General features: G+C 71.5%; 36 protein-coding genes. 1 reads left to right on the plus strand and 35 read right to left on the minus strand.

Translation table 11 applies throughout. The features are described 5' to 3' along the window. Positions 1-10: 10 nt before the first annotated feature. From BG482_RS33840 to BG482_RS44265, 25 genes are all read right to left on the minus strand, one after another. Positions 11-865 (minus strand): phage tail domain-containing protein, encoded by an 855-nt coding sequence (locus BG482_RS33840; RefSeq protein ID WP_069773030.1) that lies wholly within the window; start codon positions 863-865, stop codon positions 11-13. 2 nt (positions 866-867) lie between these two features. Then, complete coding sequence (locus BG482_RS33845) at positions 868-3,996, minus strand: hypothetical protein (RefSeq protein WP_141746686.1); 3,129 nt, start codon at positions 3,994-3,996, stop codon at positions 868-870. A gap of 414 nt (positions 3,997-4,410) precedes the next feature. Then, a complete protein-coding gene (locus BG482_RS45540) occupies positions 4,411-4,563 on the minus strand; it encodes a hypothetical protein (protein WP_370745936.1) in 153 nt (50 codons plus the stop codon). Beyond that, complete coding sequence (locus BG482_RS45545; protein ID WP_069773032.1) at positions 4,536-5,048, minus strand: hypothetical protein; 513 nt, start codon at positions 5,046-5,048, stop codon at positions 4,536-4,538. Before BG482_RS45545 ends, BG482_RS45540 begins: the two co-directional genes overlap by 28 nt. A 96-nt stretch (positions 5,049-5,144) precedes the next feature. Further along, positions 5,145-5,711: a phage tail protein gene (locus BG482_RS33855; RefSeq protein ID WP_069773033.1), complete on the minus strand. Its 567-nt coding sequence runs from the start codon at positions 5,709-5,711 to the stop codon at positions 5,145-5,147. A 37-nt stretch (positions 5,712-5,748) separates the two neighbouring features. Further along, the gene (locus BG482_RS33860) at positions 5,749-6,057 is read right to left on the minus strand and encodes a hypothetical protein (protein WP_069773034.1); all 309 of its coding nucleotides are present in this window, start codon (positions 6,055-6,057) and stop codon (positions 5,749-5,751) included. Continuing rightward, complete coding sequence (locus BG482_RS33865; protein ID WP_069773035.1) at positions 6,054-6,506, minus strand: hypothetical protein; 453 nt, start codon at positions 6,504-6,506, stop codon at positions 6,054-6,056. Before BG482_RS33865 ends, BG482_RS33860 begins: the two co-directional genes overlap by 4 nt. Further along, complete coding sequence (locus tag BG482_RS33870; RefSeq protein ID WP_069773036.1) at positions 6,506-6,823, minus strand: hypothetical protein; 318 nt, start codon at positions 6,821-6,823, stop codon at positions 6,506-6,508. Before BG482_RS33870 ends, BG482_RS33865 begins: the two co-directional genes overlap by 1 nt. Next, positions 6,823-7,296, minus strand: coding sequence for an HK97 gp10 family phage protein (locus tag BG482_RS33875; RefSeq protein WP_256096566.1), 474 nt, complete (start codon positions 7,294-7,296; stop codon positions 6,823-6,825). The genes BG482_RS33870 and BG482_RS33875 overlap by 1 nt, the downstream gene beginning before the upstream one ends. Beyond that, positions 7,296-7,943, minus strand: a complete 648-nt coding sequence (locus tag BG482_RS33880) for a hypothetical protein (RefSeq protein ID WP_218108805.1) — start codon at positions 7,941-7,943, stop codon at positions 7,296-7,298. Before BG482_RS33880 ends, BG482_RS33875 begins: the two co-directional genes overlap by 1 nt. A 42-nt stretch (positions 7,944-7,985) precedes the next feature. After that, entirely contained in the window at positions 7,986-8,309 is a 324-nt protein-coding gene (locus BG482_RS33885) for a hypothetical protein (RefSeq protein WP_069773038.1), read from the minus strand. 1 nt (position 8,310) lies between these two features. After that, positions 8,311-8,544: a hypothetical protein gene (locus BG482_RS33890; protein ID WP_069773039.1), complete on the minus strand. Its 234-nt coding sequence runs from the start codon at positions 8,542-8,544 to the stop codon at positions 8,311-8,313. Further along, positions 8,544-9,893 carry a phage major capsid protein gene (locus BG482_RS33895; protein ID WP_079142471.1) on the minus strand — a complete coding sequence of 450 codons (1,350 nt, stop codon included), beginning with the start codon at positions 9,891-9,893 and terminating at the stop codon, positions 8,544-8,546. The genes BG482_RS33890 and BG482_RS33895 overlap by 1 nt, the downstream gene beginning before the upstream one ends. Positions 9,894-10,180: 287 nt before the next feature. After that, positions 10,181-10,840: an HK97 family phage prohead protease gene (locus tag BG482_RS33900; RefSeq protein WP_069773040.1), complete on the minus strand. Its 660-nt coding sequence runs from the start codon at positions 10,838-10,840 to the stop codon at positions 10,181-10,183. 190 nt (positions 10,841-11,030) lie between these two features. Further along, positions 11,031-11,384, minus strand: a complete 354-nt coding sequence (locus tag BG482_RS33905) for a hypothetical protein (protein WP_069773041.1) — start codon at positions 11,382-11,384, stop codon at positions 11,031-11,033. A gap of 2 nt (positions 11,385-11,386) precedes the next feature. Then, entirely contained in the window at positions 11,387-11,686 is a 300-nt protein-coding gene (locus BG482_RS33910) for a hypothetical protein (RefSeq protein WP_069740717.1), read from the minus strand. 2 nt (positions 11,687-11,688) lie between these two features. Beyond that, the gene (locus tag BG482_RS33915; protein WP_069773042.1) at positions 11,689-14,019 is read right to left on the minus strand and encodes a phage portal protein; all 2,331 of its coding nucleotides are present in this window, start codon (positions 14,017-14,019) and stop codon (positions 11,689-11,691) included. Positions 14,020-14,029: 10 nt separating this feature from the next. Continuing rightward, entirely contained in the window at positions 14,030-15,379 is a 1,350-nt protein-coding gene (locus BG482_RS33920) for a terminase large subunit domain-containing protein (protein WP_069773043.1), read from the minus strand. Continuing rightward, a complete protein-coding gene (locus tag BG482_RS33925; RefSeq protein ID WP_069773044.1) occupies positions 15,376-15,801 on the minus strand; it encodes a hypothetical protein in 426 nt (141 codons plus the stop codon). Before BG482_RS33925 ends, BG482_RS33920 begins: the two co-directional genes overlap by 4 nt. A 125-nt stretch (positions 15,802-15,926) precedes the next feature. Beyond that, positions 15,927-16,388, minus strand: a complete 462-nt coding sequence (locus BG482_RS33930; RefSeq protein ID WP_069773045.1) for a hypothetical protein — start codon at positions 16,386-16,388, stop codon at positions 15,927-15,929. A gap of 128 nt (positions 16,389-16,516) precedes the next feature. Further along, positions 16,517-16,663, minus strand: a complete 147-nt coding sequence (locus tag BG482_RS44255; RefSeq protein WP_176741540.1) for a hypothetical protein — start codon at positions 16,661-16,663, stop codon at positions 16,517-16,519. A 75-nt stretch (positions 16,664-16,738) separates the two neighbouring features. Continuing rightward, on the minus strand, positions 16,739-17,092 hold the full coding sequence (locus BG482_RS33935) for a hypothetical protein (RefSeq protein WP_069773046.1): 354 nt from the start codon (positions 17,090-17,092) through the stop codon (positions 16,739-16,741). Then, positions 17,092-17,598 carry a hypothetical protein gene (locus BG482_RS33940; protein ID WP_069773047.1) on the minus strand — a complete coding sequence of 169 codons (507 nt, stop codon included), beginning with the start codon at positions 17,596-17,598 and terminating at the stop codon, positions 17,092-17,094. Before BG482_RS33940 ends, BG482_RS33935 begins: the two co-directional genes overlap by 1 nt. A gap of 10 nt (positions 17,599-17,608) precedes the next feature. Next, positions 17,609-17,755 carry a hypothetical protein gene (locus tag BG482_RS44260; protein ID WP_176741541.1) on the minus strand — a complete coding sequence of 49 codons (147 nt, stop codon included), beginning with the start codon at positions 17,753-17,755 and terminating at the stop codon, positions 17,609-17,611. Positions 17,756-17,758: 3 nt separating this feature from the next. Then, complete coding sequence (locus BG482_RS44265) at positions 17,759-18,556, minus strand: DUF2637 domain-containing protein (protein WP_069773048.1); 798 nt, start codon at positions 18,554-18,556, stop codon at positions 17,759-17,761. A gap of 187 nt (positions 18,557-18,743) precedes the next feature. Here BG482_RS44265 and BG482_RS33950 point away from each other — a divergent pair, with 187 nt between their 5' ends. Then, complete coding sequence (locus BG482_RS33950) at positions 18,744-19,025, plus strand: hypothetical protein (RefSeq protein ID WP_069773049.1); 282 nt, start codon at positions 18,744-18,746, stop codon at positions 19,023-19,025. Between the two features lie 57 nt (positions 19,026-19,082). Here the strand turns inward: BG482_RS33950 and BG482_RS33955 are convergent, their stop codons facing one another. From BG482_RS33955 to BG482_RS33990, 10 genes are all read right to left on the minus strand, one after another. Next, positions 19,083-19,262, minus strand: coding sequence for a hypothetical protein (locus tag BG482_RS33955; protein ID WP_069773050.1), 180 nt, complete (start codon positions 19,260-19,262; stop codon positions 19,083-19,085). A 68-nt stretch (positions 19,263-19,330) separates the two neighbouring features. Next, positions 19,331-19,615, minus strand: coding sequence for a hypothetical protein (locus tag BG482_RS33960; protein WP_069773051.1), 285 nt, complete (start codon positions 19,613-19,615; stop codon positions 19,331-19,333). Further along, the gene (locus tag BG482_RS44270; RefSeq protein WP_176735353.1) at positions 19,612-19,779 is read right to left on the minus strand and encodes a hypothetical protein; all 168 of its coding nucleotides are present in this window, start codon (positions 19,777-19,779) and stop codon (positions 19,612-19,614) included. The genes BG482_RS33960 and BG482_RS44270 overlap by 4 nt, the downstream gene beginning before the upstream one ends. Next, positions 19,776-21,020, minus strand: coding sequence for a hypothetical protein (locus tag BG482_RS33965; RefSeq protein WP_069773052.1), 1,245 nt, complete (start codon positions 21,018-21,020; stop codon positions 19,776-19,778). Before BG482_RS33965 ends, BG482_RS44270 begins: the two co-directional genes overlap by 4 nt. Further along, positions 21,017-21,358 carry a hypothetical protein gene (locus BG482_RS33970; protein ID WP_069773053.1) on the minus strand — a complete coding sequence of 114 codons (342 nt, stop codon included), beginning with the start codon at positions 21,356-21,358 and terminating at the stop codon, positions 21,017-21,019. The genes BG482_RS33965 and BG482_RS33970 overlap by 4 nt, the downstream gene beginning before the upstream one ends. Further along, the gene (locus BG482_RS44275; protein ID WP_256096567.1) at positions 21,355-21,552 is read right to left on the minus strand and encodes a hypothetical protein; all 198 of its coding nucleotides are present in this window, start codon (positions 21,550-21,552) and stop codon (positions 21,355-21,357) included. The genes BG482_RS33970 and BG482_RS44275 overlap by 4 nt, the downstream gene beginning before the upstream one ends. Positions 21,553-21,554: 2 nt before the next feature. After that, a complete protein-coding gene (locus BG482_RS45550) occupies positions 21,555-21,689 on the minus strand; it encodes a hypothetical protein (protein ID WP_256096568.1) in 135 nt (44 codons plus the stop codon). Further along, the gene (locus BG482_RS33980) at positions 21,686-22,297 is read right to left on the minus strand and encodes a WhiB family transcriptional regulator (RefSeq protein WP_069773055.1); all 612 of its coding nucleotides are present in this window, start codon (positions 22,295-22,297) and stop codon (positions 21,686-21,688) included. The genes BG482_RS45550 and BG482_RS33980 overlap by 4 nt, the downstream gene beginning before the upstream one ends. A 48-nt stretch (positions 22,298-22,345) precedes the next feature. Continuing rightward, the gene (locus BG482_RS33985; RefSeq protein WP_069773056.1) at positions 22,346-22,918 is read right to left on the minus strand and encodes a histone-like nucleoid-structuring protein Lsr2; all 573 of its coding nucleotides are present in this window, start codon (positions 22,916-22,918) and stop codon (positions 22,346-22,348) included. Continuing rightward, positions 22,915-23,721 carry a hypothetical protein gene (locus BG482_RS33990; protein WP_069773057.1) on the minus strand — a complete coding sequence of 269 codons (807 nt, stop codon included), beginning with the start codon at positions 23,719-23,721 and terminating at the stop codon, positions 22,915-22,917. The genes BG482_RS33985 and BG482_RS33990 overlap by 4 nt, the downstream gene beginning before the upstream one ends. Positions 23,722-23,753: the final 32 nt, after the last annotated feature.

Raw genomic sequence — 23,753 nt, forward strand, 5'->3', positions numbered from 1 at the left:
CCCTCCTTTCCTACAGGCTGGTGTCTCGCCAGGTGACGGTGAGCAGGGACGTTTGACCCGGGGCGCCCGCCAGGGCGCTCCCCCGGTAGGCGATCTCGTTGGAGCCGGGCTGGAGCAGGGGCCACACCGACCCCGCGCGCACCCATGAGCGGCGCGGGCTGGAGCCCATGAACAGCACCGCGCGCGAGCGGGTGTCGATCAGGAGGTACTCGCCCGCCTGAAGCGTGGCGTCGATGACGAGGAGCGCTCCCGTGGTGGTCTGCTCGATCGTCGGGTTGGCCACCGGCCCGTCGACCCGCAGCACCGGGTATGCCGGCGCCGCGCCCGCGTTGATGGCGGTCAGCCGTCCGGACGTGCCCGCGGCCCCGTACACGCGGGGGTGGGTCAGCGGGTACGTACGGCCGGCGGACGGGGAGTACGCAGTCGTGGATGCGGACTGCTCGAGCAGGCCGTACAGGTACGGGTCCGCGCAGTACATCTCCAGCGCCGCGTCCCCGATGGACCACAGGTGCTCGGCGTCGTACGGCAGCGACCGCTTCCTGATCTTCGCCCACACCAGCACGCCCTGATCCGGGAACGTGAGCGCGGCCGGTTGCGCCTGCGGCTGCGTCGCCGCCCGCAGCGCCAGCGTCAACGACCTCAGGTCGTCCGGGCTGGACCCTCGCAGCCCCAACCCGATCTGCACCGTCCGCGGGCCCGTGTAGTCGGGCCCGGTGTAGTCGCCGTGCTGGCCCGGCCGGGCCACGTCCTCGGCGCGGATCTCCGGCAGGTCGTCGAGGCCATCCAGCGCGGTCACCGCGTACGGGGTGCCGGGCCCAAACGTCAGCCCGCCCCACGTCACGTTGCCGAGCCGCTGCTGTGGCATGGTCACCGCCCCCCGACCAGGCCCTGCCAGGACAGGGCGCGCAGCATCCCGTCCGGCGTGGCCTCAGTGCTGTAGAGGTTGATCGTGTTGTGCTGGTCGCCGCCGCCTGCGACGCCGTACGCGCCGGCCAGCTGGCCGGACGTCGGTACGGACGCGAGGGCGCCGCCCACCCCGGACGCCGCGTCGAGGACACCGCGCGCCGTGTCCCGCGCCGCAGCGATGACCCGGGCCGCGTTGGCGACGACGCCCCCGCGCCAGCCCTCCATGTCCATCACGCCAATCGCGTGGAACGCGCGGGACGGGCTCTTCGTCTTGTGGACGGCCTTCACCGTCTTCAGCATCTGCTCGGCGATCTTCCGCATCTGCGCCTCGATGGCCTTCTCCTGCGACTTCAGCCCAGCGACCAGACCCTGCGCCGCGCGGATGCCAGCGCCGTACAGGGCATCGCCCACCGTCGCGCCCGTCGCCAAAGCGGACTTGGCCAGCTGCGCCTGCAAGTCGTTGATGCGCTTCAGTTCAGCCGGGGTCGCCTTCGCCAGCGCCGCCGCAGTCGCCGCGCCACCGGACACACCCTTGTCAGCGATTTCCTGGAGCAGGTCCGAGCGCAGCCCTGCCTTGCGCAGCGCGGCCATGTTGGTCTCGAAAGCCTTCGAAGCCTTCAGCGCCTGCTGGAGTCCCACCGTGATGGCCGACACCGAGTTCACATCGGCGTGCCCGCTGGTGATGTCGGCCTCGGACAGGATCCCCGAGGAGATGTCCGACGACGCTTTCGACCGGGCCTTGACCAGGTCGTCGAGCTTCTTCTGCGCGGCGGCCAGGTTCTTCAGCACGCCGTCCCGCTTGGTCACTTCCTTCTGGAGTTCGGCCGTCGCCCTCGCCAGCGTTCTGCCGTAGCCGCTCTTCACGTTGGCGGGGAGCGCCTTCGTGATCGATGCCAGCCGCGACCGCAGCTTGGCCGTGGTCTCGTCGATGCCCCTGATGAGGCCCTCGATGATCAGCCGCCCGGCCGGGGTCAACAGCTTGGCGTCCTTAGCCGGCGGCCCCTTGACCTTCGGAATCATGTCGGTGATCGAGGCCAGCTTCGACGCCAGCGCACCGATCTGCGACTCGACTCCCGCGATGAATCCGCGGATGACGGACACGCCAGCGTTGTAGAGGACGTTGCCGCTCCCGGCGAGCGCCGACTGCGCCCGGCTGGGAAGGGAATGGATCGTGGCGACGGCGGCCGCAATCTTCTGCTGCGTAGCCGCTACGAGTTGGGCACCGGCCCGGTTCGCCGCCCCTTGCAGTACGGCCGGCAGCCCGGCCGTGGCCGACTGCACCCGGCCCGGCAGCGACTGGAAGTAGCCGACGATCGACTGGATCATGCCCCAGAAGTTCTTGGCGGTGTCGATCGCGTACCGGGCCAGGGCCTGCGCCGCGTTGAGGGCGGCCGTCTTCGCGATCTCCCACGCCTGGCTCCAGTCCCCGCGCAGCAGGGCAGCCACGACCTGAACCGCTGGCACCACCGTGTTCATCAGCACCGCAGCCAGGCCCGTGGTGAGGATGGAGACGATGCTGCCGACGACGCTGATCAGCTTTGTCAGCACCGGCATGAGAGCTGAGAACAGCTGCTCCTGGAGCTGCGCGAACGCCTCGATGACCGGGGCGAGCGCGGTCATCAGCGCGCCGATCGTCGTCCCCAAGCTGATGAGGGACGGAGCCAGCTGGACGAGGATTTTGCCGAGGAGCGTGAGGAAGAAGACCAGACGATCGGCGATCAACGCGGCCAGCGGTTCGACGATCGAGGGCAGAGCAGCGAGGATCGGCGCGAGCGTCGCCTGAAGGATCCCGGCCACCTGCTGCACGACGGGGGCCAGCGCCCGGAACGCCACCGAGAACGCGGCCAGAAGCGGCGTGATCGCAGGGAGCAGCGCGGCAACCAGCTGGCCGATGACCGGCAGCAGCGGGGCCAGCGCGGTCAGCAGACTGCCCACCGCGCCAGCGGCCTGCGTCAGGACCGGGCCGAGTGCGCCGATGATCGGCTTCAACCCTGCGCCGAGGGCGGTCACCACCTTCTGGATGGGCGGGCCGAGTGCGGTGATGACGGGTGCGATGCCGCTGAGAGCCTGTCCGAGGAGCGGGGCAACGGTGGCGCCGACGGTGGCCATCGTCTGGAACAGGGTGCGCAAGGCGGTCTGGATGCCCTTGCTGTTGATGATTTTCGCGATCTCGCCCGTGACGTCCCGCAGGACGGTGATCAGGCCGCCGCCGCCGGCAGGCACAGCGTTGAAGATGCCGCCGATGATGTGGCCGACGTTCGCGCCGACGGTGAACAGCTGGCCCAGCAGGCCGATCGCCTTCTCGATCGCCGCCTGCATGGAGCCCGACGCGAACGCCTTGCTCAGCCGGTCACCGATCCCCTTCCCCGCAGCGCCGGCCTTCGCCGTCAGAGCCTCGAAGGAGGGCCCCGCAGCCGCCGCGATCTGCCCCAGCGCCGTGACCGCCACGGCCGGAAGACCGGAGAAGTTCTTCAGACCCGTCGACGCCGAGCCGAGGGCCTTGCCCAGGGTGCCGCTCTCGCCGAGACCCCGGGCCGCGGTGAGGACGCCCGAGCCCATGGTGTTCAGCGAGGCCGCCGACGAAAGGAGGTTGGTGCGCAGCACGGGCAGGACGCTCTTCGACGTCCGTTCCAGCTGGTCTCCCAGCCCCTTGAAGACCCGGTCCTGCACGCTCTGCTGAAGACGGTGAAGTCCGGGCGCCGCCTCATGGATGGTGGTCGCGAACTTCCGCGCCTCAGGGGAGAGCTTCTTCAGCGACTCCTGAAAGTCTTTCGTCTTGCTCGGGTCGAGGGCGGCGGTGAGCGCATCCTGCATCCCGACCGCGGCCAATTTCACTGCGCCCGACGCCAGCTGGACCGCGACCATGCCGGTTACCGCGACCCCGGCCGCCGGCGCCACGTTCTCGAGCGTCGTGACGACCGCGGCGGCCGCCGGGACAGCGGCCCCGAACGCTGCGGTCGCCTTGCCCACGGTCGCGGCTACACCGGCGATCGGCCCGGCCATGCGGCCCATGCGGCCGAGGAGCCCGGTGAAGCGGCCCACCCGGTCCTCGTCCACGTCGACGTCGATACGGACGTCGGTGTCGTCCACGCGTCGGGCAGCCGCCCGCAGTTCCTCCAGCTGCCGCGCCGCGGCCGCCGTCGCCGCGCGCACGTTGATGTCCGGGTGCTCGTCGCCGATTCGCTGGAGGTGAGTCTCCAGCTCTTCCAGCTGGCGCAGCGCGTCGGGGACGGAGATGTCCACGCCGATGCGCTGCGCGTCCAGCTGTGACAGCTGCCGGTGCACGCGGGCGAGGTCGCGGTCCAGTGGTTCCGAGTCGCCGTCGATGGTGACCTGCGGCAGATGCCGCAGCAGGTCGTCGAGCTGACGGTGGATGCCGTTGCCCAGCGCCGAGCCCATGGCCGAGCCCTGCCGGGCAGCATCCCCGACCGCCCCGGACACGCCGTCGAGGTTGACGTTCAGGTGCGAGACCAGGTTCGGCAGGTTGATGTCGTCGGCCACAGGTCACCCCCTCTGCATGGCCACCATTTCGAGCGGGCCGAGGCCGGACTGCTCGGGCTGGGATCGGTTGCCGCCGGTCTGATGGGCGGCCTGGTGCTCGTCAGCCAGCGTCATCAGCTGGCAGAGCGTCATGTCCCAGAAGGTGTCGGGAGAAATGTGGAGGGCACCGACGGCGAGGTAGTAGAGCTGAGACCAGGGGAAACCGTCTCCACCGTCGCCCCCGCCGGGGCGCCGTCGTTTCCCCCCATGGCCTCCAGCGCCTTCGAGAACGCGGTGTTCCACGCGTCCACGTAATCGCCGAGGTGGCCGGGGTGCAGCAGGTCCGCGAGGTCCGCGCCGTCCGTACGACGCCGGTACGTGATGTCCCCCGAGATGCGACGCTGGCCCTTCGCGTCCTGGTGCTCACGGAAGTGCGGCTCGAACCCACCCGGTCCGAGGCAGCCTGCGCCGACCAGCTGCACGATCGGCCCGTACGCGGCGCCCTTGCCCGTGCCGTCGATGGCGTCCTGCACCGCGACGACGGACCCGTACCGGGCCTCCAGCAGAGCGATGGCGCGCATCGGGTAGCGCAGCGAGACAGACGTTCCGTCGGTGAGAGAGATGCTCGCGCCGCTGGCGAGCAGGTCAAGTCCTGCGGTCATGGTGATGTCCCTACGTGAGTGCCGGGGTTCGGCCTGCGGATGAGGGGAGGTGGACCGGGGCGGGCGCGCTGAGCGGGACGCGCCGGCCCCGGGGCCTTATGCGATGACGGCCGCGGTCTCGTTCAGGACGATCGACACCCACTTGCCGTTGGCGATGAGGGGCTCCGCGTTCGCAGTGAAAGACGCGATGCGGTAGTCCTCCTCGCTGAAGCCGAGGTCCGGGAAGGACGCCAGGGTGAGCTTGTGCAGGACGACGTGCATGTCCCCGCCCACCAGGTCGACACCGCCGGCCGGGGTGACGCCCTCCAACTTGAAGGGCGGCAGGGTGGCGTTCGTGCCGGACAGGTCCCACGTCGACACCTCGGTCGAGCCGGTGCCCGAGTCGGTGACGGTGCCGCCGAGGATGGCGACCAGGACGTCGAGCGACAGCTTCGCGTGGGACACGGACGCCTGCACGTTCGTCACAGCCGAGTTGGAGGCCAGGAGCGTGTTATCCCCTCGGAGGGACTTCACCTCGACGTCGCCCGAGATCTCGATGGACTTGATGCCGGGCACGTCGATAGGCGTCCCGTACACGGCCGGGCCGCCGGACGGGTCGGCGGTCAGCGCCGAGATCTTCGCGTCCTGGATGGCGTAGACCTTGGTCACGCGGGAGATAGGCATTGCGGTTTCCTTCCTGGTGCCGGGGTCCGGCTCATCTTCAGCTCTCGGCGGGCGGGGTGTCCGGGGTCGGGGTGGGCGAGAGGACGGTGCCGAGCACCGAGCCCGGCAGCAGAGCGGCGAGCGCCTCGTCCGGGGTGCCGGCGGCCTGCCTCGGGATGGTGGAGTCCACGACCCACCAGGTGGTCCCGGGCCGTCCCTCCTGCGGGTAGACGATCGCTGCGCCGTCCGTGAGGGAGGCGTCCTGCGGGACGACGAGGAGCGGGTCTCCGGGGGTGGGCGGCCAGGCCGGGCCGAGGTAGGAGACGACGTCCTCGCGGGGCAGGGATATGTACACGGGGTCGCTCATGTCGGGGTCACCTCGGCGGAGAGAAGGGTTCGACGCACCTGCACGGTGATCGAGTGCCTGACGCGGTTGTCGGCGATGGGGATGCGGTCGATGTCCTGCAACGTGACAGCGCGGACCCGGGCCGGGTGCGCGGGGAGGGTGCAGCCGTGGAGGGCGCGGCCGATGCTCTCGGCCAGCCCGTACCGCTCGGTGACCTTCGTGGTGCGCTCGCCGGTCTTCACCCTGGCGCGCTGCACCAGGTCGATGACGACGGTCTCCAGGATGTCGATGTCTGCGGCCGGGTCGCCGAAGTCGCCCGCGGCCCGCACGTCGCGGGCGGCGGGCAAGCCTTCCTGGACGACGATGTACGGCTCGGCCTGTCCCTCGCGGGGCCCGTCGCGGAAGACGGGCACGTGCAGGCTGAGAGACTCCAGGTACGCCTTGATCGCACCGGACGTTGAGGCGGCCATCACGCCACCACCCATCGGCCGTCGCGCACGAATCCGTGGTCCCCGCAGCGCAGACACAACACGGACGGAGACAGGGTCAGCGGGGCCCAGGACTCGACGGACCACATGGCCTTGCCCGGCTCGATCTTGCGAGCGGTCGGGCTGTCGAAGGTGACACCGCCCGCACACCGGTCGCCTTCCGGCGTGAGGTGCTCAATGACTGCGGCATACCGCTCCACGTCTGGAACGTCCGAGACCTGAGGGTTCAGGTCACGGTCGGGAGCCCAGCGCAGGAACTGAAGACGGTGATCGTGCCCGAGGTCGATTACGTCGCTCATCAGCGCCCCCGTCCGATCTGCGAGGCGTGCGCCCGCCAGAAGATCTCGGTCATCTCGATCGCCGGGCGAAGGAACGGCTGCGCCCGGGTGCCCGGGTGGTTGACCTGCGCGACCGGGTGAGCAGCGCCCGGCCAGTAAAGGGCCTTCTTGTACTTCGGCTTGATGACGTGCGGGCTGGTGCCGTACTCGACGGCCGCCGCATAGTTCACGTTCGAGCCGACGACGTAGCCAAGGTTCCGGCCGCCGCCCTCCGTCCGCGACACGATCGACGACCGCAGCCGGCCGGTGTCCACCGGGGCCCGGCGGCGCGCCTCGTTCTGCACGTCGATGCGGGTCCGGTCCACGGCGCGCGCCACGTCGTCCGACATGCGGCCGAAGAAGCGGCGCAACCCTCGTTCGTACTGGCGGGTGTTGATGCTGGCCGAGATCTGCGTCCCCATCCGCAGCGACACCGACGCCCTGGCGCGGACCATCACACACCGCCGATCAGCGAAGTGCCACGGTTCAGGTAGCCCGCCAGCAGGGCGTCGACCTGCGTCGATCCGGTCGACGACGACGGCTCGACGACGTCCGACGACGGGCCGTCGTCCGTGTCCTCGATGGCGACGTTGTTGCCCTCGTCGTCGACCTGTAGGGCCGGGTCCTGCTCGGCGTCCGCATCGGACGGCGCAGCCTGCGCCTGGAGGTGCGCGGCGAGCAGGGCACACGCCTGGCTCACGAGGAGCGGCGCCGCGTCGTAGCCGAACGAGCCGGCCACCTTCACTTGCTCCGCGCCCCACCGCTCCCACAGTCCGAGCCAGCCCCCGTTGTATGACTCGGCCCCCACCACCAGGTCGTCCCAGCCACCCCACGCGAGACGTACCGAGTCGACCTGGCCGAGCACCGCCGAGGAGGTGACCCGGTAGGCCGTGGCTGGGATCGACGGCCCGTCGTCGGCCTGGAGTACGGGCATGACCGAGGTGACCGTGCGGACGCGGCGCGGGAGGATGACCAGTCCACCCGCGCCCACGTCCGCCACCACCACCAGGTCAGTTGGCTCGAAACACTGCTGCGTGTACCGGTCGATCCGCTCGCGGGCAGCGGCGATCCACGCGGCGACCTCGGCACTCGTGCCTGTCACGCCCGCGTCTCTCGCCTGCTGCTCGGAGCAGTACGGCATCCGTCAGCCCTCGTCGCTCTCGTCGGCGGCCTGCTCCGACTGGGCGTCTGCGGCGTCGAGTTCCTTCTTGACGCCGTCGGTGACGACCTGTCCCTTGGCGACGATCAGGCGGGCGTAGCCGCCCGGGTGCGTGTGCACTACCGGCCCGGTGGGCTCGCCCGTGCCGGTCGCGTCGAGCGCCCGGAACGCGTCCTCGGGTGCCGTCTGGCCGACGTCCCATCCCTGGCCGGCCGCGTACTCCTTCGTGCGGATGGCGGCCGGGTTCGGCTGCTGCGGGAGGTCGGCCGCCGTGTCGACGGTCTCGTTGGTGGGCTTGCGTGCTGCCATGTCAGCTACCTCCGATGACGCCACGCGTGCGGAGCGCGGCAAGCAGGGCGTTGTACGCCGTGGTGACTGCGGCGAGGTCGGCGAACGTCGTGCCCTGGTTGTTGATCGTGGGCTTCGACGTGCCGTCGAGAAGGGCCGGGGCGCTGCCGATGACGCGCAGCACCTCGGTGTCCTGGGAATCGGTACGGGCGGCCGCGCTCTTGGTGAGCGTGACCTGCTTGACGACGCCGCCCATTACGGCAGCGCCGCGAACGTGATCTTGACGAACGCGGCCGGGGTGTGGACCGCGACGTTCGCCCGACGCTCGGCGAGGATGACCAGCGTGTTCGCGGTGAAGTAGTCCGCGTGGCTGTCGGTCATCAGGATCGTGACGCCCTGCCGCTCCCACAGCGTGGCGCCCATCCGGAACCCGCCGAGGAGCGCGGTGCCCGCGGTCATCGCGACCGAGGTCACGACGGTCAGGCCCCAGATACGCATCGGCGCGCCCGAGTCGGTGACCGACGTGATGACGCGGAACTGGCCGTTCGCGTCGGTGTCCAGCTCGATGTCCTGCCAGTCGAGCGGGTTCATCACGATCGCGTCCGGCGGGTACAGCGCGAGTTCGCCCTGCGTCTTCGCCTTGCGGACCGTGATCAGTTTGGCGTCCGTGTTGCCCGACCCCGGCTGGTACGTGCCGATGCCGGACGTCGTGAGGATGCCCTGCATCTGCGTGGTGCCGTTACCGGTGAGGATCTCCCGGTCCAGCTTGTACTCCAGGCCGTACGTCAACCTCCCGTTGATGTAGCCCATCAACTGGCTGTTGTCGTCGGCGGCCTGCCTGGTGATGGGCACCCAGTGCGCCACCGTCTTGAGCGTGGTGGTGATCAGGTCGAAGGAGAACGGGCCGCTCTTCGGCTTGTCGCCGCCCTCGGCCACGACCGCCGCCGCGTTCCACGTCGACTGCGGGCCGGACGTGTCCCGCATGTACTCCAGCGTGGTGCCGTCCGACGTCTGCCGGTCCAGCAGGTTCGCGATGAGCAGCGGGAAGTCGGGGTTCTGGGGGAGGATCCCCGGCACCCGCGTGTTCTGCTGCGGCTGCGTTCCCGTGGTCACGGTCCCGGACGGGGCCGCCCGGAACTCGGCGCCATCGACGCTGAACTGCCCCCGCTTGCCATTGGCGCGGAAGCTCTCCAGCGCCTTAGACCGGACGAACGCCTCGGCCACGGTGAGCGGGTGCTCGTTGCCGTGCTCGTCGGGGCCCATGCCCGGTTCCTGCCGGCGCTGGCCGCCCTGAGGCTGCGGGTCACCGGCAGGGAGCTGCGCGGCCTGGAGGGCACGGAGACGGGCGTCGCGCTGCTGCGCCTGCTCGATCGCGGCGGCCACCTGGTCGGCGCGCTGGAGCAGTTCGGCGACGTCGCCGTCGTAGTCGGGGTCGGCGAGGAGGCGGGCGACCTCGTCGCGCTGCTCCGCAAGGGTGGGTGCGCCGCCCTTGATGGGGTAGATCGGTCGGCCGTCACGGCGACGACCGATGGGGCGGATCTTCGCGAAGTTGGACACCGCGAGTCCTCTCGGTCCGTGGACGGCGTGCAGCCGCCCATGCGTCATGGGTGCTGCGTCCGTCTGTCACGGCCGGTGGAACGCGCCCGGCAATGCACTGGGCTTTTACGTCCGGTCAGTGCGGCCCGGATGGGTGGAGGGTAGATCGATTCGGGGAGTGCGCGAGCGTGGGGTCTGCAATCCGCATCGGACGGGTGTCTACCTGCGTCGTCGGCGGGCGCGACGGGATCGGTTCGGCAGGCTGCGGTAGGCGGTCTTGCGGGACCAGCGGCGGGCGAACGGCTGCCGGGTGGCGAACGCCCACCGCCACTGGGCCCGGGACCGGAAGCGGCCCATCACCGGGTCGAGGTCTGGAGCATCAGCAGGGCCGCCCGGCGCTTGCGTCGGAGCATCTCCTGCTCGTGGGCGAGGGCCGAGTCCCGGCCGTGCTCGCGGTCGTACTCGGCCAGCCGCTCGGCCAGCGTCGGCTCCCCCACCGTGTCGGTGTACAGGGCGCCGAGCGCGCTGCGGACGACCTTCAGCTTGGAGCCGGGGACGGCCGCCATGCGTGCGGTGATCTGCGAGACCTCGACGAGCCGGGCGGAGCGGATGTTCTCCAGGACGTCGGCCCGGTCCTCGTCGCCCATCTCAGCGAGCTTCTTCCACTCGGGGAGGTCGGTGCGCACGAACCCCACGCTGAGTTCCCGGGCGCTGCCCGAGCGGGCCATGGCGCGCTTGTCGCGGCCTGCCTGAGTGTCGTCGTACGCGCCTGCGATGTGCAGGTGGTTGGGCTGCTCGTCGGCGCGGAAGGTGCCGATCGGGTCGTACGGGCTGTGCATGAACAGGTAGGCGTAACTCCCCTTGTCGATGCCGCGCTTGAAGACTCCCGGATGGAAAGTGGTGCCGTAGCTGTCCTTCTTCCCGTACTGGCAGGCCACGCCGTCGAAGGTGCCGTCCTGCCCCTCGTCGACACGGAACTCGTGCTGCTCGAAGACGCGGAACTCGATCTCGGTCATGTGCTGTTCCTCCTCGCGCGGCACCGTCGGTTGCCGCAGTCGATCAGGTTCGGGTCCGTGTGGGCGTCCGTGAAGCTGGCCGGGGCGGGGGAGACTCCCAGTCCTAGCTCCCGCTCAAGTCGGGCCGTGGTGACGTACGCAGCCCGGTCGTGGGTCTCGCAACGGCCAGCGATGGCGCGCAGTAGCCACTTCACGGCCGCCCCTGCTTCGCTGCCTGTGCGGCGGCGTGCGCGGCGTACTGCTCGGCGACCGCGTCCATCAGCGGCCGGTGGGCGGGCGACAGGTTCGGGGCGTAGCGGTAGACCGCCGTCGTGCCCTTCATCCCGTCGTACTCGTAGGTGATGCGCGGATCGTGCGCGGGGAACGACAGCAGCTTGGGGAGGTCGCCGTTCGCGTCGGGCCGGACGGCACCGTGCTGCCCGTCGTACGGGCCCCGGCGCACCTCCCGGAGAGGGATGCCCGGCGGGCGGTAGGCGTCCTTGTACTGGAGGTATTCGGCGGCCTGGAGGACGCAGGCGACCTCGCCCCGCAGCAGGGTCGGCATGGTCAGGACTCCCTCGTGGTGGCCAGCATGCGGGTGTGCGCGTCGACCCGCGCGTACTTCTCCTCGGTGTTGTGGCCGTCCCACGTCCCCATGCCCACCGTGACGTGCTGGAACAGGTCCAAGTCGTCCGGGCCGATGTGCCACGACACCTGACCGGTGGGGAGGTCGATGAAGATGACGGGCCAGTCCGGGGCGTCCGGGTCGGCTCGGTATACGAGGATCGACGGGTACGCGGCGGCGAGGTGCGCCACGAGGTGGGCACGCTCGCGGTACACGATGTCGAGCGGGTTGGGCGGGGCCATGGTCAGGACTCCTCGAAGGTGAAGGTCAGCGCGCACCGGCACTGGATGGACTGCGCGGCCGGCGCGGTCGGATCCGCCGGCCACCGGGACTTGGTCAGCTCGAACCGCTTGTTCATCGGCGCGCTCTTGCCGTTCGCAGAGCGGTGCGTCGGCCGCGTCCGCTTGTCGTCGGTCGACACCCACGTCTTCGTCGTGGCGCCCGAGTCGAGGGCAGCCAGGAAGCTGGCCTGGTTGTAGCCGCCGACGGTCTCCGTGCGGGCGATCATCGTGGCCCGGTAGTCGGACAGGTTCGTGAACACCCGCTGCAACCGGGCGCGCAGCTCAGGGATGGACTCGCCCTCGGCCACGCCGTGCGCCAGGATCTGCGAGCGGAGCACAGCCTCCGTCGTCGCCGTCACTTGTCCGGCCAGCTCTTCCACGCGGGCGTCCAGCGCGTCAGACACGGTCGGCTCCGCGAGGTCAAAGTCCGCGGTGATGCTGGCCCCGCCGCGCTTCCACGCCCGCTCCACGAACGGCCGCAGCACCTCGCCCGTGCGGCGCCGCCAGTACCGCGGGTCGAACACGTCCCGCGCCCGGATGCGCTCCTCCCACCCCTCGGGCCCGGTCGCCACGTCCATGTCGGTGAGGCGCGCGGCCGGCACCAGCTCGGGGTCGGGCGGGGCGAGCGTCAGCGTCTGCTCGCGGGCGAGGGCACACGACTGGTCTCGTACCTCGGCGAGCCACGCGGCGGACCGCTCGGGCTTCTTCATCAGCCGGTCGAAGTCGCGCAGCACGCGCTCCCGCTGCTCCCGGGCGAGGGCCTGCACGGCGCGCCGGCCTGCGCCCTCCAGGTCGTCGTATGCCGCGTTGATGTCCGCGATCGACGGCGACGACGGGGTGTCGTCGGCGCGCGTCAGCTCGGGGCGGCGGGGCGTCGGACGGCCGTCGATCTGCGTCGGAGCCGCGCCGAGGATCCTCGCCAACGCTGCTTCCACGGCACGCTCGACGACGTCCCCCATGTCCGGCGACGACGGGAGCAGACGGGAGAAGTCGGCATCCCACGACCGCGCCGCGTCGGCGCCGGGCGTGCCTTGCACGGGCGCGAACTGCGCCCGGTAGGGGGTGAGAGTGTTCTGTCCGATACCGCCCGGCAGGGGGTCATAGCCGAGTTCGGCGCGCGCCTCGTCGATCATCAGGGTGTCGCTGTAGACGCTGGCCCGCGTCCGGTTGGCTACCGAGTCCTGCGCCTCCTGAAGCGCAGGCACGGCCGACAGATCGAACTCTGCCTCCTCGGCGTCGTCCGGCAGCATCCGCAGGTCGATCTCGGAGCCGATGACTTCCAGCTTCGCGGTGATCGTGTCCGACCACAGGGTCGCCCGAGCCGCCGCCCGGTTCTCGTACGTCGTGCCCGCCGCGAGGTAGTCGTGCGGGACACCGAACGCGAGCATCACTTCGGCACCGTTGGCCATCCGCGATTCGAGGTAGTCCATCTCCTCGGGCGTGAACCCGAGCCGCTCGTAGGCGATCCCTCCCCCGGCCCCGGCACCGCCGCCCGGGGCGGACCGCACGAGGAGATCCCGGCCGGCGTTCTGCGGGCCCTGCATGCTGGACCGCCACGACGCCTTCACCGCGTCGAACTCCCGCTGCTCCATGTGCCCGAGGTAGACCACGCCGTTCGGGCGGGCGCCGTTCTTGTACGACTGCTTCTGCCACTCGCGGGCGTAGGCGTCCATGTCGACGGCGTGCCGGGCGGCGCGCCACGGGGGCAGGCAGCCGAGCGGGTCGTACGGGTGGGGGTAGCGCAGCCACAGCATCTCTTCGGGCAGGACAGGGACCTGTGTGCCGTCGGCGCGGCGGATGACGAACCCGATGACGTTGGCCGTGGTGGGGCGCTGCGCGATGGGCTTGTCCACGATGACGTCGACCTGGTCGAAGACGAGATGCATCTCGCTGACGTCGCCCTGCCCGGTCTCGCCGCGGTCCAGCCATACGAAGGCCTGGCCGGCCAACTCCAGCTGCTGGAGCAGCAGGGACTTGAAGACGCGCGCGCTCATCAGCGGGTTGGGCCGCTTGTTGAACAGGTGGGCGACCTGGTGGCCCTCGATGGCCTCGCCGTCCGGGCGGCGCACGACCAGCGGGACGGATGATCCGTTGTCGGCGATCGCCGCCACGCACCGGTATGCCACAGCCGAGTTGGCGTAGCCGCGTGCCTCGGCGTCCAGCGCCATGGTGAGGGACTGCTGCCCGCCCACCGAGGCGACGGTGATGGGGATGCGGTCCCGGAGCGTGTCGAGGCCGAGCCCGGCCCGGGTCTCGGCGGCCCGGCGCAGCGCGCGGTTCCTGTACTGGCTCACGTCGTTCCTCCTAGGCGACCGCGGCGAGGTTGCCCGCAGGCGCGAGCATGAGATCGGTGAGGGCCCACACGTACGCGTCCAGCCGGTCGGGGCTGGAGTCGCCGGGCACCCACGTGGTCAGCTGCTCCTCCAGCTCAGGCAGCGAGCCGACGATGTGTGCGGAGCCCTGCTCGGTGAGCGCGGCCACCGGCTCCGCGCGGGTCACCTTGCCCCTGCTCGCGGTGACGGTCCGGTAGTTCACGGTCGGGTCGATCTGCCGAATGACCGTGCCGATCCACTCGCCGCCGTTGTTGACCTCGGCGACGATCGCGTCGGCCCGGTGCTCGTGGTACGCCCGGATCGCCCGGCGCGCGGCCTCGACGGGCGGCATCCGCCCGGACAAATCGTCGAGGGCGTAGCCGTGCTGCCGCTGGAAGCCGTTGACGTCGGCGATGTACTGCGCGCCGCGTCCGGCCACGACGATGCCCATCTCGTCGGAGTCGTCGTGCGAGGTGGCAGCCGGGTCCATGGCGACGACGACGCTGGCCAGCGGGGGCCGCGCGCCGACGCGCGCCTTGTCGAGCCCGTCGCGGGACCAGAGGGCGCCCTCGATGTCCTCCAGCAGGATGCCGTCCAGTTCCTGCGCCTCGGTGCGGGTGCCGGCGTACTTGGCGATCAGGTGGAGGCGCTGTTCCTCGGGCAGGTGGATCGCATCCCGGGTGCGGCCGCGTGTGGTGGTGACCTTCGGGTCGCGGGTCAGCTCGATCAGCTCGGTGCGGGGCTTCGGGGTGGTGGACCCGATGTAGTGCGGGTTCGTCCCGAGCCTGAGGCCCATCTCGCTGTGGGTGATGGCGTCCTTCAGGCGGCGCATGGCGGCGACCTCCTCCATCCAGACGAGGCACCGGTTGCCGCCGGCACGGAGGCGCTCGACGTCGTCGGGGGTGTGCGCGCCGAAGAGCTTCGCCTCGGCGCCGTTGGGCCAGCGCGCGAAGGTGCCGCCGGCCGTGGTGCGCAGGACGACGCGCGGGTCGTGGGCGCGCAGCCCGGACGGGCCGTTGACGCAGGCCTCGACGGCGTCGCCCTGAGTGGGGGCGATGATGGCCATACGGTGCCCGCCGCGCAGCCGGGGGTCGCATGGCGGGCCGTTGACGTGGGCGACCATGAACCGCGCGCACCCGTCCGTCTTGCCGGTGCCTCGGCCGCCGAGCTGCAACCACCAGCCCAGCGTGGGGATCGCCGGGGGCGGGACCTGCCACGGGTACGGCTTCCACTTCCCCCAGCGCTTCGCCCACAGCCGCTCGGCCAGTTCCTGCTCCAGCAGTTCCAGCTCGGCGGGGCTCAGCCCGGCGAGGCGCTCGTCGAGGTCGGCGGGCGCGGTCATGTGTCGTCCAGCGCGGCCAGCTCGTCGGCGAGCGCCTTCACGCGGGCGGTCATCTCGTCGGTGACCGTGACGTTCGCCTTGACCGGGGCGTACAGGCCGAGCAGCTTCGCCTCGTGGTCCATCGCCCGGACGATGGCCTCGCCCGCCTTCGGGGCGTGCATCCCCCCGGCGCGGACCATGGGCATCAGCCCGTCGATGACCTGCCGGCAGGTGGCCAGCTGCTCCCCGACGTACGCGCCGAACGACTCGGCTGCTTCCTGGTGGAGGCGGGCGCGGCCGCGCTTCCACGCCATGTAGGTGTTCTTGACGTCGGCGCCGATGCGGTCAGCGATCTCGCGGAACTCCAGGCGGTCGCGGGTACGCAGGAGCATGACCTCGTCCTCGCGCTGCCGCGCGATGTCCGCGTTCTGCTTGGTCGCCACTCCGTCACCTCCCTGGCCAGGACGGTACGGATTTCGGGCGCGGCAGGATCTTGGGGGCTGCAATCCGCAGGGGACGACGACGCCCCGACGACGCTGGTCGACGGGGCGGTGTGCGGTGCGGAGGGTCAGCAGGCGTCGTACTTCCAGGCGCCGCCCTCCAGCGCCCACGGCTGCTTCGTCTGGTCGAGCTTGGGCAGGCCCTTCACCTTGTACGTGGCCCGGCCGAGCCCGCCGGCCACCTCCGCGTGCACGTCCGTCGCCGGGTGGTCGGGCCCGTAGTCCTTCGCAGCCTGCTCCAGGATCCCGCGGTACATGGCCTTGTCGATCTGCTTGGTGCAGCGCGCGGACAGCATGCCGTATCCGGTGTCGACGTCGGCGGCGAAGTAGGCGGCGGTGTAGACGGCGACGGCGGCGGCCAGGTCGTCGCCCTTGTGTTCGGCGGGCACGGACACGGTGGGTTCGGCGGCCGGGGTGCCGGTGTCGCTGGCGGGTGAGGCGGTCGCTGTGTCGCTGCTGCTGCCGGATGAGCAGGCGGTGAGCGCGGCGAGGAGCAGGGCTGTGGTGGTGATGGTGGCGCGGGTGCGCATGGTGGTCCCCCTGGGTGGTGGTGCGTGAGGGGGCATGCTGCCACGGTGGGGATGCGGAAGGCCCCCGCCGTGGGGGATTTCGGCGGGGGCCTGTGACTAGTCTGCGACGGGGGTGTGACAGCCGGGGGTCAGCGCTGGCGCTGCTCCTTCGGCTTGCCGGGGGTGGGCTTCTGGGGGGCGGGGAAGTGCCCGCCGCGCGAGGCCTGGTAGGTCGTCTCGTGTCCCGTCAGCCGGGGGTCGGTGGGCTCGATGGGCTTCTTGAATCCGAGTGCCATGATGGCGGTCCTGTCTCCTGGTTGGGATGGGACCGGGGCGGCCGGTAGCTGGCAGGCGCGGGCCGCCCCGGGGCTTCAGTCGTGCGTCTCGTCGGCGGTGCGCTCGATGTGCACGTGGGTGTAGTTCGGCCGGTCGGGCGTGGCGCTGGTGTAGATCAACATCCCCTTCTGGATTTCGAGAGGGGTTGCGCTGAGCGGTTCGTGACCTGCGCATTCGCGGCACGAGGGGCGGTCCACTCCCGGTGGGGGAGGGGCGGACGAATCGGACACGCGGCGGGCGCAGCGCCACAGAGCGACCGTCCCCGCGACGACCACGCCGAGCACGCCCACCGCCTCGTCGACTGCGAACGCGGCGCCCACCACGACGGCCGCCAGGACGACGAGCACGCACCCGCCGGCCGCCCGCGACGGCTCCTCCTCGGCGGGCATCAGAACGTCCCGTACACGCGGTCGCCGACAAGCGAGGCGGCCGTGGCGAGCGGCACCGCGGCGAACCCGGCCACGCCCGCGCTGGTGCCGAGGCAGATGCCGCACCAGCCGCCGCGCTTCAGCTGCTGGCCGTGCTTGGACTTCTTCGCCGCGGCGATGAACGCGACGGTGAGGATGAGCACGATGCCGAGCCCGGGGCCGGACAGGGGGACGAACTGCTGGGTGCTGGCCGAGCGGCCGCCCTGCCCGCCGACGCCCCAGACGAGGGCGACGTCGCCGAGCCAGTTGGACAGTCCGAGGACGGTGCCGGAGACGAGGCCGACTAGGCCTCCGACGCCGAGGGTGGTGAGGCAGCCGTAGGCCCAGCCGAGGAGGAACGGGAGCAGCTCGGCCAGCTGCTTGGCGGGGTCCTTCATCAGGGCGCGGTAGCCGGGCCACCAGGTGACGACCTGGTGGACGAGGAGGCAGATGCCGACGGTCACGCCGCCGAACGTCACGTAGTTCACGGGGGGTCCTTCAGTGGCGGATGGCCACGGCGAGCGCGGCGAGGGTGAGGACGAGGGCGCCCGTGCCGAGGACGGGCTGCACGGTGCGCCAGTCGACGAGGGCGAGGCCGGCCAGTGCGCCGACGGCGGCGACGGCGAAGAACACGGCGAGCAGCACGGGTCAGCCCGCGCGGTGCAGCGGCGACGGCCGGGACGGCAGCGCGGTCAGATGCGGCTCGCGCTCCTCGACCTCGCTGCGCAGGGGTCCGCGCAGCGTGGATCCGCCGGGGGCGACCATGCCCGCGGCGAGGATCGCAGCCCGCATCTCACCGGTCGTGGGCCGGTAGCCCTCCTCGTACAGCTCGCGGATCACGGCGCAGCGCGGGTCCGTGTACGTCGGTCGCTTCGGTCGCTGCTCCTCGGCCGCGGGCTCGATGGCCGGCTGCTCCTCGGAGGGCGAGACGGCCGGGGCCTGCTCGGGCTTCGGCGGCACGACCGGGGCGAGCTGCTCGACGGTCACCACCAGCGGGGCCGGGACGGCGCGGGTGCCGAACCACAGGTGCAGCTGCCGCATCAGCGCGCCGAACGCCAGCAGCGCTGCCACCGGCGGGACCGCGGCCACGGTGTACTCCAGCGGCTGGGCATGGGCGCCGACACCAGCCACGTTCAGGCCGATTGAGCCGAGCGCGCCGATCGCGGTGAGCGCGATGGCCCACGGGTCGACGGCGCGCAGGTAGGAGGCGCGGAGGATGAGCAGCTCGCCGGCCAGGTAGAAGAGGTCGAGGACGGCGGGCCAGGCCCAGGCACGGGCGGGGTCGACGCCGAGGCCGTTGCGGGCGGCGACGTCGTGGAGGTGGTGGTACGAGAGCCAGAAGGCGATGCCGGTGATTCCGGTGATGAGGGTGGCGGCGCCGACGGCGAGGCCGAGTCCGCTCGTAGCCGGGGGTGGCTGGTTGTGCGTAGGCTTCGGTGCAGCCATGGGAGTCACGTCTCCGGTGGTCAGAGCCTCGGCCGGTGTGCAACCACCGCCGGGGCTCGTTCAGTTGTGGGGCGTCGTCGGGCGTCGTCGGCCTGTCGTGACGCGGTGTCGGCTACCCGACACGGTTGATGGTAGCCGACACGGCGACGGGTGTGCAGACCTACGCTCCGCCGGGGAGGTGACGGGTATGGCCGACGAGGTGGATGAGGCGCGCGAGGCTGCGGACCAGGTGCTCGCGGCGGTGCGTGCTGCTCTGCGCCAGTTGGAGGCGATCCCGGACGCGGCTGTGCGGGCGCGTGCGGCGGGCCTGGTGCTGCGCGAGTGGGCTGGGGAGAAGACGCTCCCGGCGGAGATCCGGCGGCAGGCGGTCGACACGCTGCATCAGGGCGGGATGGACTTCCCGGAGATCGGTGAGGCGATCGGTACGGACCGGTCGCGGGCGTGGCGGATCTGGAAGGGCATGAGCTGACGACGACGCCCCGTCACCGGCCGTCGTCGGACGGGGTGACGGGGCGTCTGACCTGCGTCAGTCCCGGTGCGGCTGGTTCGGGTAGGTCACCCAGGCGTACGCCTCGGCGAGGTTCTTCAGGCCCTCCGCCTGCGCGGCTGCTCCTGCGTTCTTGCGCAGGTCGCTGACGGCGTCGGTGATGGCGGCGTAGAGGACTGCCTTCACTTCAGCACTGGGGGTGGGCTTCTGGTCAGCCATGGTGCTCCTCAGTCTGGTCGTGCTGGTGGTGCTGATCTGGACGTGTGGGGCGTACCGGTGGTTCCCGGTCAGACCCCTCGGTACAGCGGGCAGAGCGCGAGGTACGGGCGCAGGATGGCGAGGGCCAGCTCGGCGGGCGTCGGCTCGTGCACCCGCCGCAGCCACGGCAGCAGGCCGCGCACCTCGCCGGTGCCGTAGCCCTCGATCCAGTCGGGCGGGTTGTAGCCGGGGCAGGCGCTGAGGTCGATGGGCTGGTGCTGCTCGTCGATGGCGATGTGGGTGACGCCGGCCAGTTCCTCCCAGCCGTTCCCGCAGTCGACCCATGCGCGGGCGTTGGTCAGGTCCACGGTCATCCCTCCCCGCAGGTGTGGTCGTCCGGGTCGAAGGGCGTCCCGGTCTCGTCGTGCAGGACCAGGCCGTCGTCCTCGTCGTACCAGCCGTCGCCGCTCGCACCGCAACTGCCGCACTCCCACCGGCCCGCCAGGCTGATCCCGGTGAAGCCTCCGCTGCTGCTCACAGGGCCTCGAATTCCTTGCAGACGAGGTTGGCGGTGCTGTTGGGGTCGCAGGCGTCGCAGAGCAGGCGGCCGCTGACTCGCAGGTGCTCGCCTCGGGTGTGGCCGCAGACGCAGACGGTGCGCGGGTTGTCGGCCTCTGGTGCCTGGGTGCCAGGCTGCTCCCTGCTGGTGGGCTGCTCGGTGCCGTCGAGGGCGGCGAGGATGGCGGGCATGATCGAGTCGGCGAGGTCGCCGCGCCTCATGTCCTGCCGGTAGTCGGCGCGTTCGAGGGCCTCGGCGATCGGGCCGCGCAGGTTCCGCACGCGCTCGATGGCGGCCTGCGCCTCCCGCGCCTCGCCCTCGGCCTTCGCCACGGTGGCGGTCATCTCGTCCACCAGGGCGACGTCCCCGCCCTCTGCCTCCAGCATGCTGCGCGTCAGCCGCGCCTCCCTCTTGGCCTCGGCCCACTGCCGGTTGCGGAGGCGGAGCTGCGCCCACAGGTTCTGGATCGTGGTCGGGTCGCCACCTGCCGCACGGATGCCGGCACGGAGGGTGCGCAGGTCCCGCAGGGCAGACTCCCGTCCGGCGCGCTGTTCCTCGGCGTCCTGCTCGGCTGCCTCCTCGCGGCCGATCGCTGCGTCAGCGCGCTCCTTCTCGGTGCGCAGCACGTCGCTGAGGTGGCGGGCTCCGTCGCTGTACTCGTCGACCATGAGGCCGAGCCGTCGTGTCTCAGCCCGCGTGGTCTCAGCCTCGCTCATCTCGGTCTCGACGTGCTGGCGCAGAGTGCGGGCCTCGTCGGTGGTGAGGGTGCGCCCGCGCTGGACGCAGGTGAGGAGGACGAGCAGGGACTCGCGGCGGGCCCACCGGAGTAGCTGCTCCTCGACGGCGGCCGGAGCGACCATCCCGGCTTGGCGGCGCGCAGTGTTCACATCCGCCGGGGCGCGGTCGGTGGGGCAGCCGCACCCCCAGTTGTGCGTCTCGGGCGTCGGGCACGGGCTGAAGGCACTGCACCCGCAGGGACCCGCCGCAGTGCGGGACGTGCAGCGGTTGCCGGGGGTGTGCCAGTTGTACGGGTGGGGGCAGCGGGCGCAGGGCGTCGCGAGGGAGACGGGCTGTCGGACGGGCGTCGTCGGGGCGTCGTCGGCAGCGAGGGCGCGCTGCTGGTCGGTGGGTGACAGGCCGTCGGCGACCCGTCGGACCTGCGTCGTCAGGGCGTCGAGAGCGCGGACGACGGCCCGCGCGTCCGGGCTGGGCTGGCTCATGCGTGGTGGTCCTTCCGGGTACAGCGGGTCGGGTCGTGCTCGGCGCCCGCGGACGTCCACCACAGCTCGCAGCACGCCCCGTTGAGGACGTCGGCGACGGTCCGGTCCTGCGCGGTGGTGAACGGGCGGGACGCCTGCTCCAGCTCGGTGAGCAGCGCATGGATCTGGCTGCACTGCTGGACGGCGTGGCTGATGGAGGTGAGGCAGAGCAGGGAGCAGGCGGCGAACAGGGCGGTGTACGGGGGGCTGTGGTGTTGCCAGCTGACGACGGCGCAGTGGGCAAGGGCGAGGCTGGCGGCGGCGAGGAGAGCGGCGAGGACGCGGCCTGCGCGGGTCATCGGCTGACTCGGATGACGGCGAGGGGGACGCGGGCGGCGATCTGGCCGTGGAGTTCGCGCAGGCGGCGGAAGGCGTGGGGGTCGCGGCGGGAGAGGCGGCCGCGGGTGGTGGCGGGGAGGGCGCGCCAGCAGGCTGAGCACAGGTAGTGGCCGCGGTGTCGGCGGGCTGGGCAGGCGGGGCAGTTGAGTTCCATGGTCATCTCCTGTGGCGGTGGTTGCGGATGGCGGTGGCGAGGGCGAGGGCGCCGGCGGCGAGGAGGAGCAGGCCGCCGACGGCCCAGCAGGTGAGGGCGAGGAGGACGTACAGGCCGGGCTCGGGCATGGCGTTCATCCGGCGAGGGCGAGGCGCTGTGTGGCGATCTGCAGGCCTCGCCGTGCGTCGGCCGACTTGCGGGCGTCCCACGCTGCGCGGGCCCTGTCACCTGCCGCACGGTCCCGCTCCCGCTGCTCCCTGCGGTCCGCCCTCAGCGCCTCTCGGCAGTCGTCGCACACCGGCTCCCCCAGCCGGCGGTGGATGAAGTAGCCGCGCGACGACCCTCCGGCCGCGTGCTCGGCCTCCAGCTGCGCCCGCCGCTCCGACTCGACGAGCGCCTCATGCGCAGCCACGCACTCGCCGCACGGCTGCTCCCGGTACGAGAAGTGCGCCCGGTACGCCCGCTCGCTGCCGCACACCAGCCGGATCCGGCCCAGCTCGTCGAGCCGATGCTGCTGCCCCGTCCAGAACTGCCGGCGGTCAGCGAGCGTGGTCCCGCCCCAGACACCGCTGACTTCCCGGTCGTCGAGGGCGTACTGCGCGCACTCCCGCCGGATCGGGCACTCCTCGCAGAGGGCGATGGCGCGGTCCCGGTCGGTGCTGCTCTTGCTGAACCACAGCTCGGGGTCGGTGGTGCGGCAGGGCAGGCCGGGGGTGGTGGCGGTGAGGGTGTGGAGGCTGGTCATGTGGGCCCTCCCTGGAGGTTGGTCGTGGGGCGGTTGGCTGGGTGCTGGTCAGGTGGTGGCGGGCTGGGGGAGGGATGCGCGCCAGACGTCGACGACGGCCTTGGGGACGCGGCCGCGGTCGGGGCAGTCGACGCCGGTCTGTGCGGCCCAGGCGCGGACGGTGGCGGGGTCGTAGTCGCGGGTCGGCTTGCGCTTCGTCGGCGGAGCGAGTTCGGCTTCGCGGGCGCGGAGTTCGGCCAGGCGCTGTTCCAGCTGCTGCGCCTCGGTGGTGATGGCGGTCAGCTCCTGGTCGGCGGCGTGGCGTTGGCGCAGACCGGCCAGGGCGATGCGGGCGCGGGCCGCCTGGTCGCGGACCTCGACGTCGTCGTGCTCGTCGCCCCACTTGAGGAGCCGGCCGACGGGCAGCTGCTCCGGCTCGATGGCGGGGGCGGGCCTGAGGTGTACGTCGGCGCCGGCCTTCAGCTGGACGTCGACGACTGGGCGTGTGGTGTGCGGGGCGGGTGCGCTGGTCATGTGCTGGGTCCTCTCGCTGAGGAGGTGGAGGCGGTTGTGGCGGGCGGCGGCGGGTCCGCCTTCGTGGTCGATCTGGTCGAGGAGGCGGCGGAATGCGGCGATGGTCATGCGCTGTGCCTCTCTCGGGCGGTGGCGGGTTCGCAGCGGGCGTGCATGCGGCGGTCGGGTCGCCGGGGGTCGGGCATGATCGGGCGGTTGCAGCCGGGGCAGGTGCGCCACGTGGTGTGGTCGTCGGGGTCTGGCTCTTGGGAATCGATCTGCTCTTCCGAGCCGCCCACTACCTGAGGTTGGAAACCGACCTCAGCCAGTTCTTGGGGAAACCCTGGGAACCCCCCTGGGTTGTTCGGGGCGCTGTCCCCCGAACCATTCGGGGCGCTGTCCCCCGAACTCCAACGGGGCGCTGTCCCCCGAACTTCTTCAGCCGTACCGCCGGTAAGTTCGGGGCGCTGTCCCCCGTTCTGGTTCGGGGCGCTGTCCCCCGAACTTTCGGCCGGCTGGTCCCACCCCGGAGCCCGCTTCCGGGCAGTCGACTTCAGGTAGTCCTCGGCCGCCAGCCAGTCCGGGAAGGGGTGCGGAATGATCGCGTACCGCGTCGCCTTGCCCCGCTTCCGCTCGCCGAGGACACGCACGACACCGGCACGGATCGCGGCCTCCATGTAGCGGCGTGCGTCCTTCTCGTCGGCGCACGCCGCCTTGGCGATGTCCTGGATACGGATGGGCTTGCGGTCGCTGGCGAAGGCGATCTCGCCGCTGGCGTTCGCGAGGTTGCGCAGCTGGCACAGGAGCAGGGGCAGGCCGGACCGCCGCAGGTAGGTGGACATCTGGCGTGTCCACTTCCACGACAGGGCGTTACCGAAGGCGTTCGGCACGCTGCCGCTGGTGCGGCTGTCCTGCTCGTCGCTGCTGCTCAACTCGATCTCATCTCAGGTGTGGTGCGGAACCG

It is taken from the genome of Streptomyces sp. LUP30, assembly GCF_001746365.1.
Classification (GTDB): domain Bacteria; phylum Actinomycetota; class Actinomycetes; order Streptomycetales; family Streptomycetaceae; genus Streptomyces.

What these genes read in the sequence shown, in the direction of transcription:
- BG482_RS33840 (WP_069773030.1), bottom strand. Translation starts at nt 865, where the DNA reads ATGCCACAGCAGCGGCTCGGCAACGTGACGTGGGGCGGGCTGACGTTT.
- BG482_RS45545 (WP_069773032.1), bottom strand. Translation starts at nt 5,048, where the DNA reads ATGACCGCAGGACTTGACCTGCTCGCCAGCGGCGCGAGCATCTCTCTC.
- BG482_RS33855 (WP_069773033.1), bottom strand. Translation starts at nt 5,711, where the DNA reads ATGCCTATCTCCCGCGTGACCAAGGTCTACGCCATCCAGGACGCGAAG.
- BG482_RS33860 (WP_069773034.1), bottom strand. Translation starts at nt 6,057, where the DNA reads ATGAGCGACCCCGTGTACATATCCCTGCCCCGCGAGGACGTCGTCTCC.
- BG482_RS33865 (WP_069773035.1), bottom strand. Translation starts at nt 6,506, where the DNA reads ATGGCCGCCTCAACGTCCGGTGCGATCAAGGCGTACCTGGAGTCTCTC.
- BG482_RS33870 (WP_069773036.1), bottom strand. Translation starts at nt 6,823, where the DNA reads ATGAGCGACGTAATCGACCTCGGGCACGATCACCGTCTTCAGTTCCTG.
- BG482_RS33875 (WP_256096566.1), bottom strand. Translation starts at nt 7,296, where the DNA reads ATGGTCCGCGCCAGGGCGTCGGTGTCGCTGCGGATGGGGACGCAGATC.
- BG482_RS33885 (WP_069773038.1), bottom strand. Translation starts at nt 8,309, where the DNA reads ATGGCAGCACGCAAGCCCACCAACGAGACCGTCGACACGGCGGCCGAC.
- BG482_RS33890 (WP_069773039.1), bottom strand. Translation starts at nt 8,544, where the DNA reads ATGGGCGGCGTCGTCAAGCAGGTCACGCTCACCAAGAGCGCGGCCGCC.
- BG482_RS33895 (WP_079142471.1), bottom strand. Translation starts at nt 9,893, where the DNA reads ATGACGCATGGGCGGCTGCACGCCGTCCACGGACCGAGAGGACTCGCG.
- BG482_RS33900 (WP_069773040.1), bottom strand. Translation starts at nt 10,840, where the DNA reads ATGACCGAGATCGAGTTCCGCGTCTTCGAGCAGCACGAGTTCCGTGTC.
- BG482_RS33905 (WP_069773041.1), bottom strand. Translation starts at nt 11,384, where the DNA reads ATGCCGACCCTGCTGCGGGGCGAGGTCGCCTGCGTCCTCCAGGCCGCC.
- BG482_RS33910 (WP_069740717.1), bottom strand. Translation starts at nt 11,686, where the DNA reads ATGGCCCCGCCCAACCCGCTCGACATCGTGTACCGCGAGCGTGCCCAC.
- BG482_RS33920 (WP_069773043.1), bottom strand. Translation starts at nt 15,379, where the DNA reads ATGACCGCGCCCGCCGACCTCGACGAGCGCCTCGCCGGGCTGAGCCCC.
- BG482_RS33930 (WP_069773045.1), bottom strand. Translation starts at nt 16,388, where the DNA reads ATGCGCACCCGCGCCACCATCACCACCACAGCCCTGCTCCTCGCCGCG.
- BG482_RS44255 (WP_176741540.1), bottom strand. Translation starts at nt 16,663, where the DNA reads ATGGCACTCGGATTCAAGAAGCCCATCGAGCCCACCGACCCCCGGCTG.
- BG482_RS33935 (WP_069773046.1), bottom strand. Translation starts at nt 17,092, where the DNA reads ATGCCCGCCGAGGAGGAGCCGTCGCGGGCGGCCGGCGGGTGCGTGCTC.
- BG482_RS44265 (WP_069773048.1), bottom strand. Translation starts at nt 18,556, where the DNA reads ATGGCTGCACCGAAGCCTACGCACAACCAGCCACCCCCGGCTACGAGC.
- BG482_RS33950 (WP_069773049.1), top strand. Translation starts at nt 18,744, where the DNA reads ATGGCCGACGAGGTGGATGAGGCGCGCGAGGCTGCGGACCAGGTGCTC.
- BG482_RS33955 (WP_069773050.1), bottom strand. Translation starts at nt 19,262, where the DNA reads ATGGCTGACCAGAAGCCCACCCCCAGTGCTGAAGTGAAGGCAGTCCTC.
- BG482_RS33960 (WP_069773051.1), bottom strand. Translation starts at nt 19,615, where the DNA reads ATGACCGTGGACCTGACCAACGCCCGCGCATGGGTCGACTGCGGGAAC.
- BG482_RS33965 (WP_069773052.1), bottom strand. Translation starts at nt 21,020, where the DNA reads ATGAGCCAGCCCAGCCCGGACGCGCGGGCCGTCGTCCGCGCTCTCGAC.
- BG482_RS33970 (WP_069773053.1), bottom strand. Translation starts at nt 21,358, where the DNA reads ATGACCCGCGCAGGCCGCGTCCTCGCCGCTCTCCTCGCCGCCGCCAGC.
- BG482_RS44275 (WP_256096567.1), bottom strand. Translation starts at nt 21,552, where the DNA reads ATGGAACTCAACTGCCCCGCCTGCCCAGCCCGCCGACACCGCGGCCAC.
- BG482_RS45550 (WP_256096568.1), bottom strand. Translation starts at nt 21,689, where the DNA reads ATGAACGCCATGCCCGAGCCCGGCCTGTACGTCCTCCTCGCCCTCACC.
- BG482_RS33980 (WP_069773055.1), bottom strand. Translation starts at nt 22,297, where the DNA reads ATGACCAGCCTCCACACCCTCACCGCCACCACCCCCGGCCTGCCCTGC.
- BG482_RS33985 (WP_069773056.1), bottom strand. Translation starts at nt 22,918, where the DNA reads ATGACCATCGCCGCATTCCGCCGCCTCCTCGACCAGATCGACCACGAA.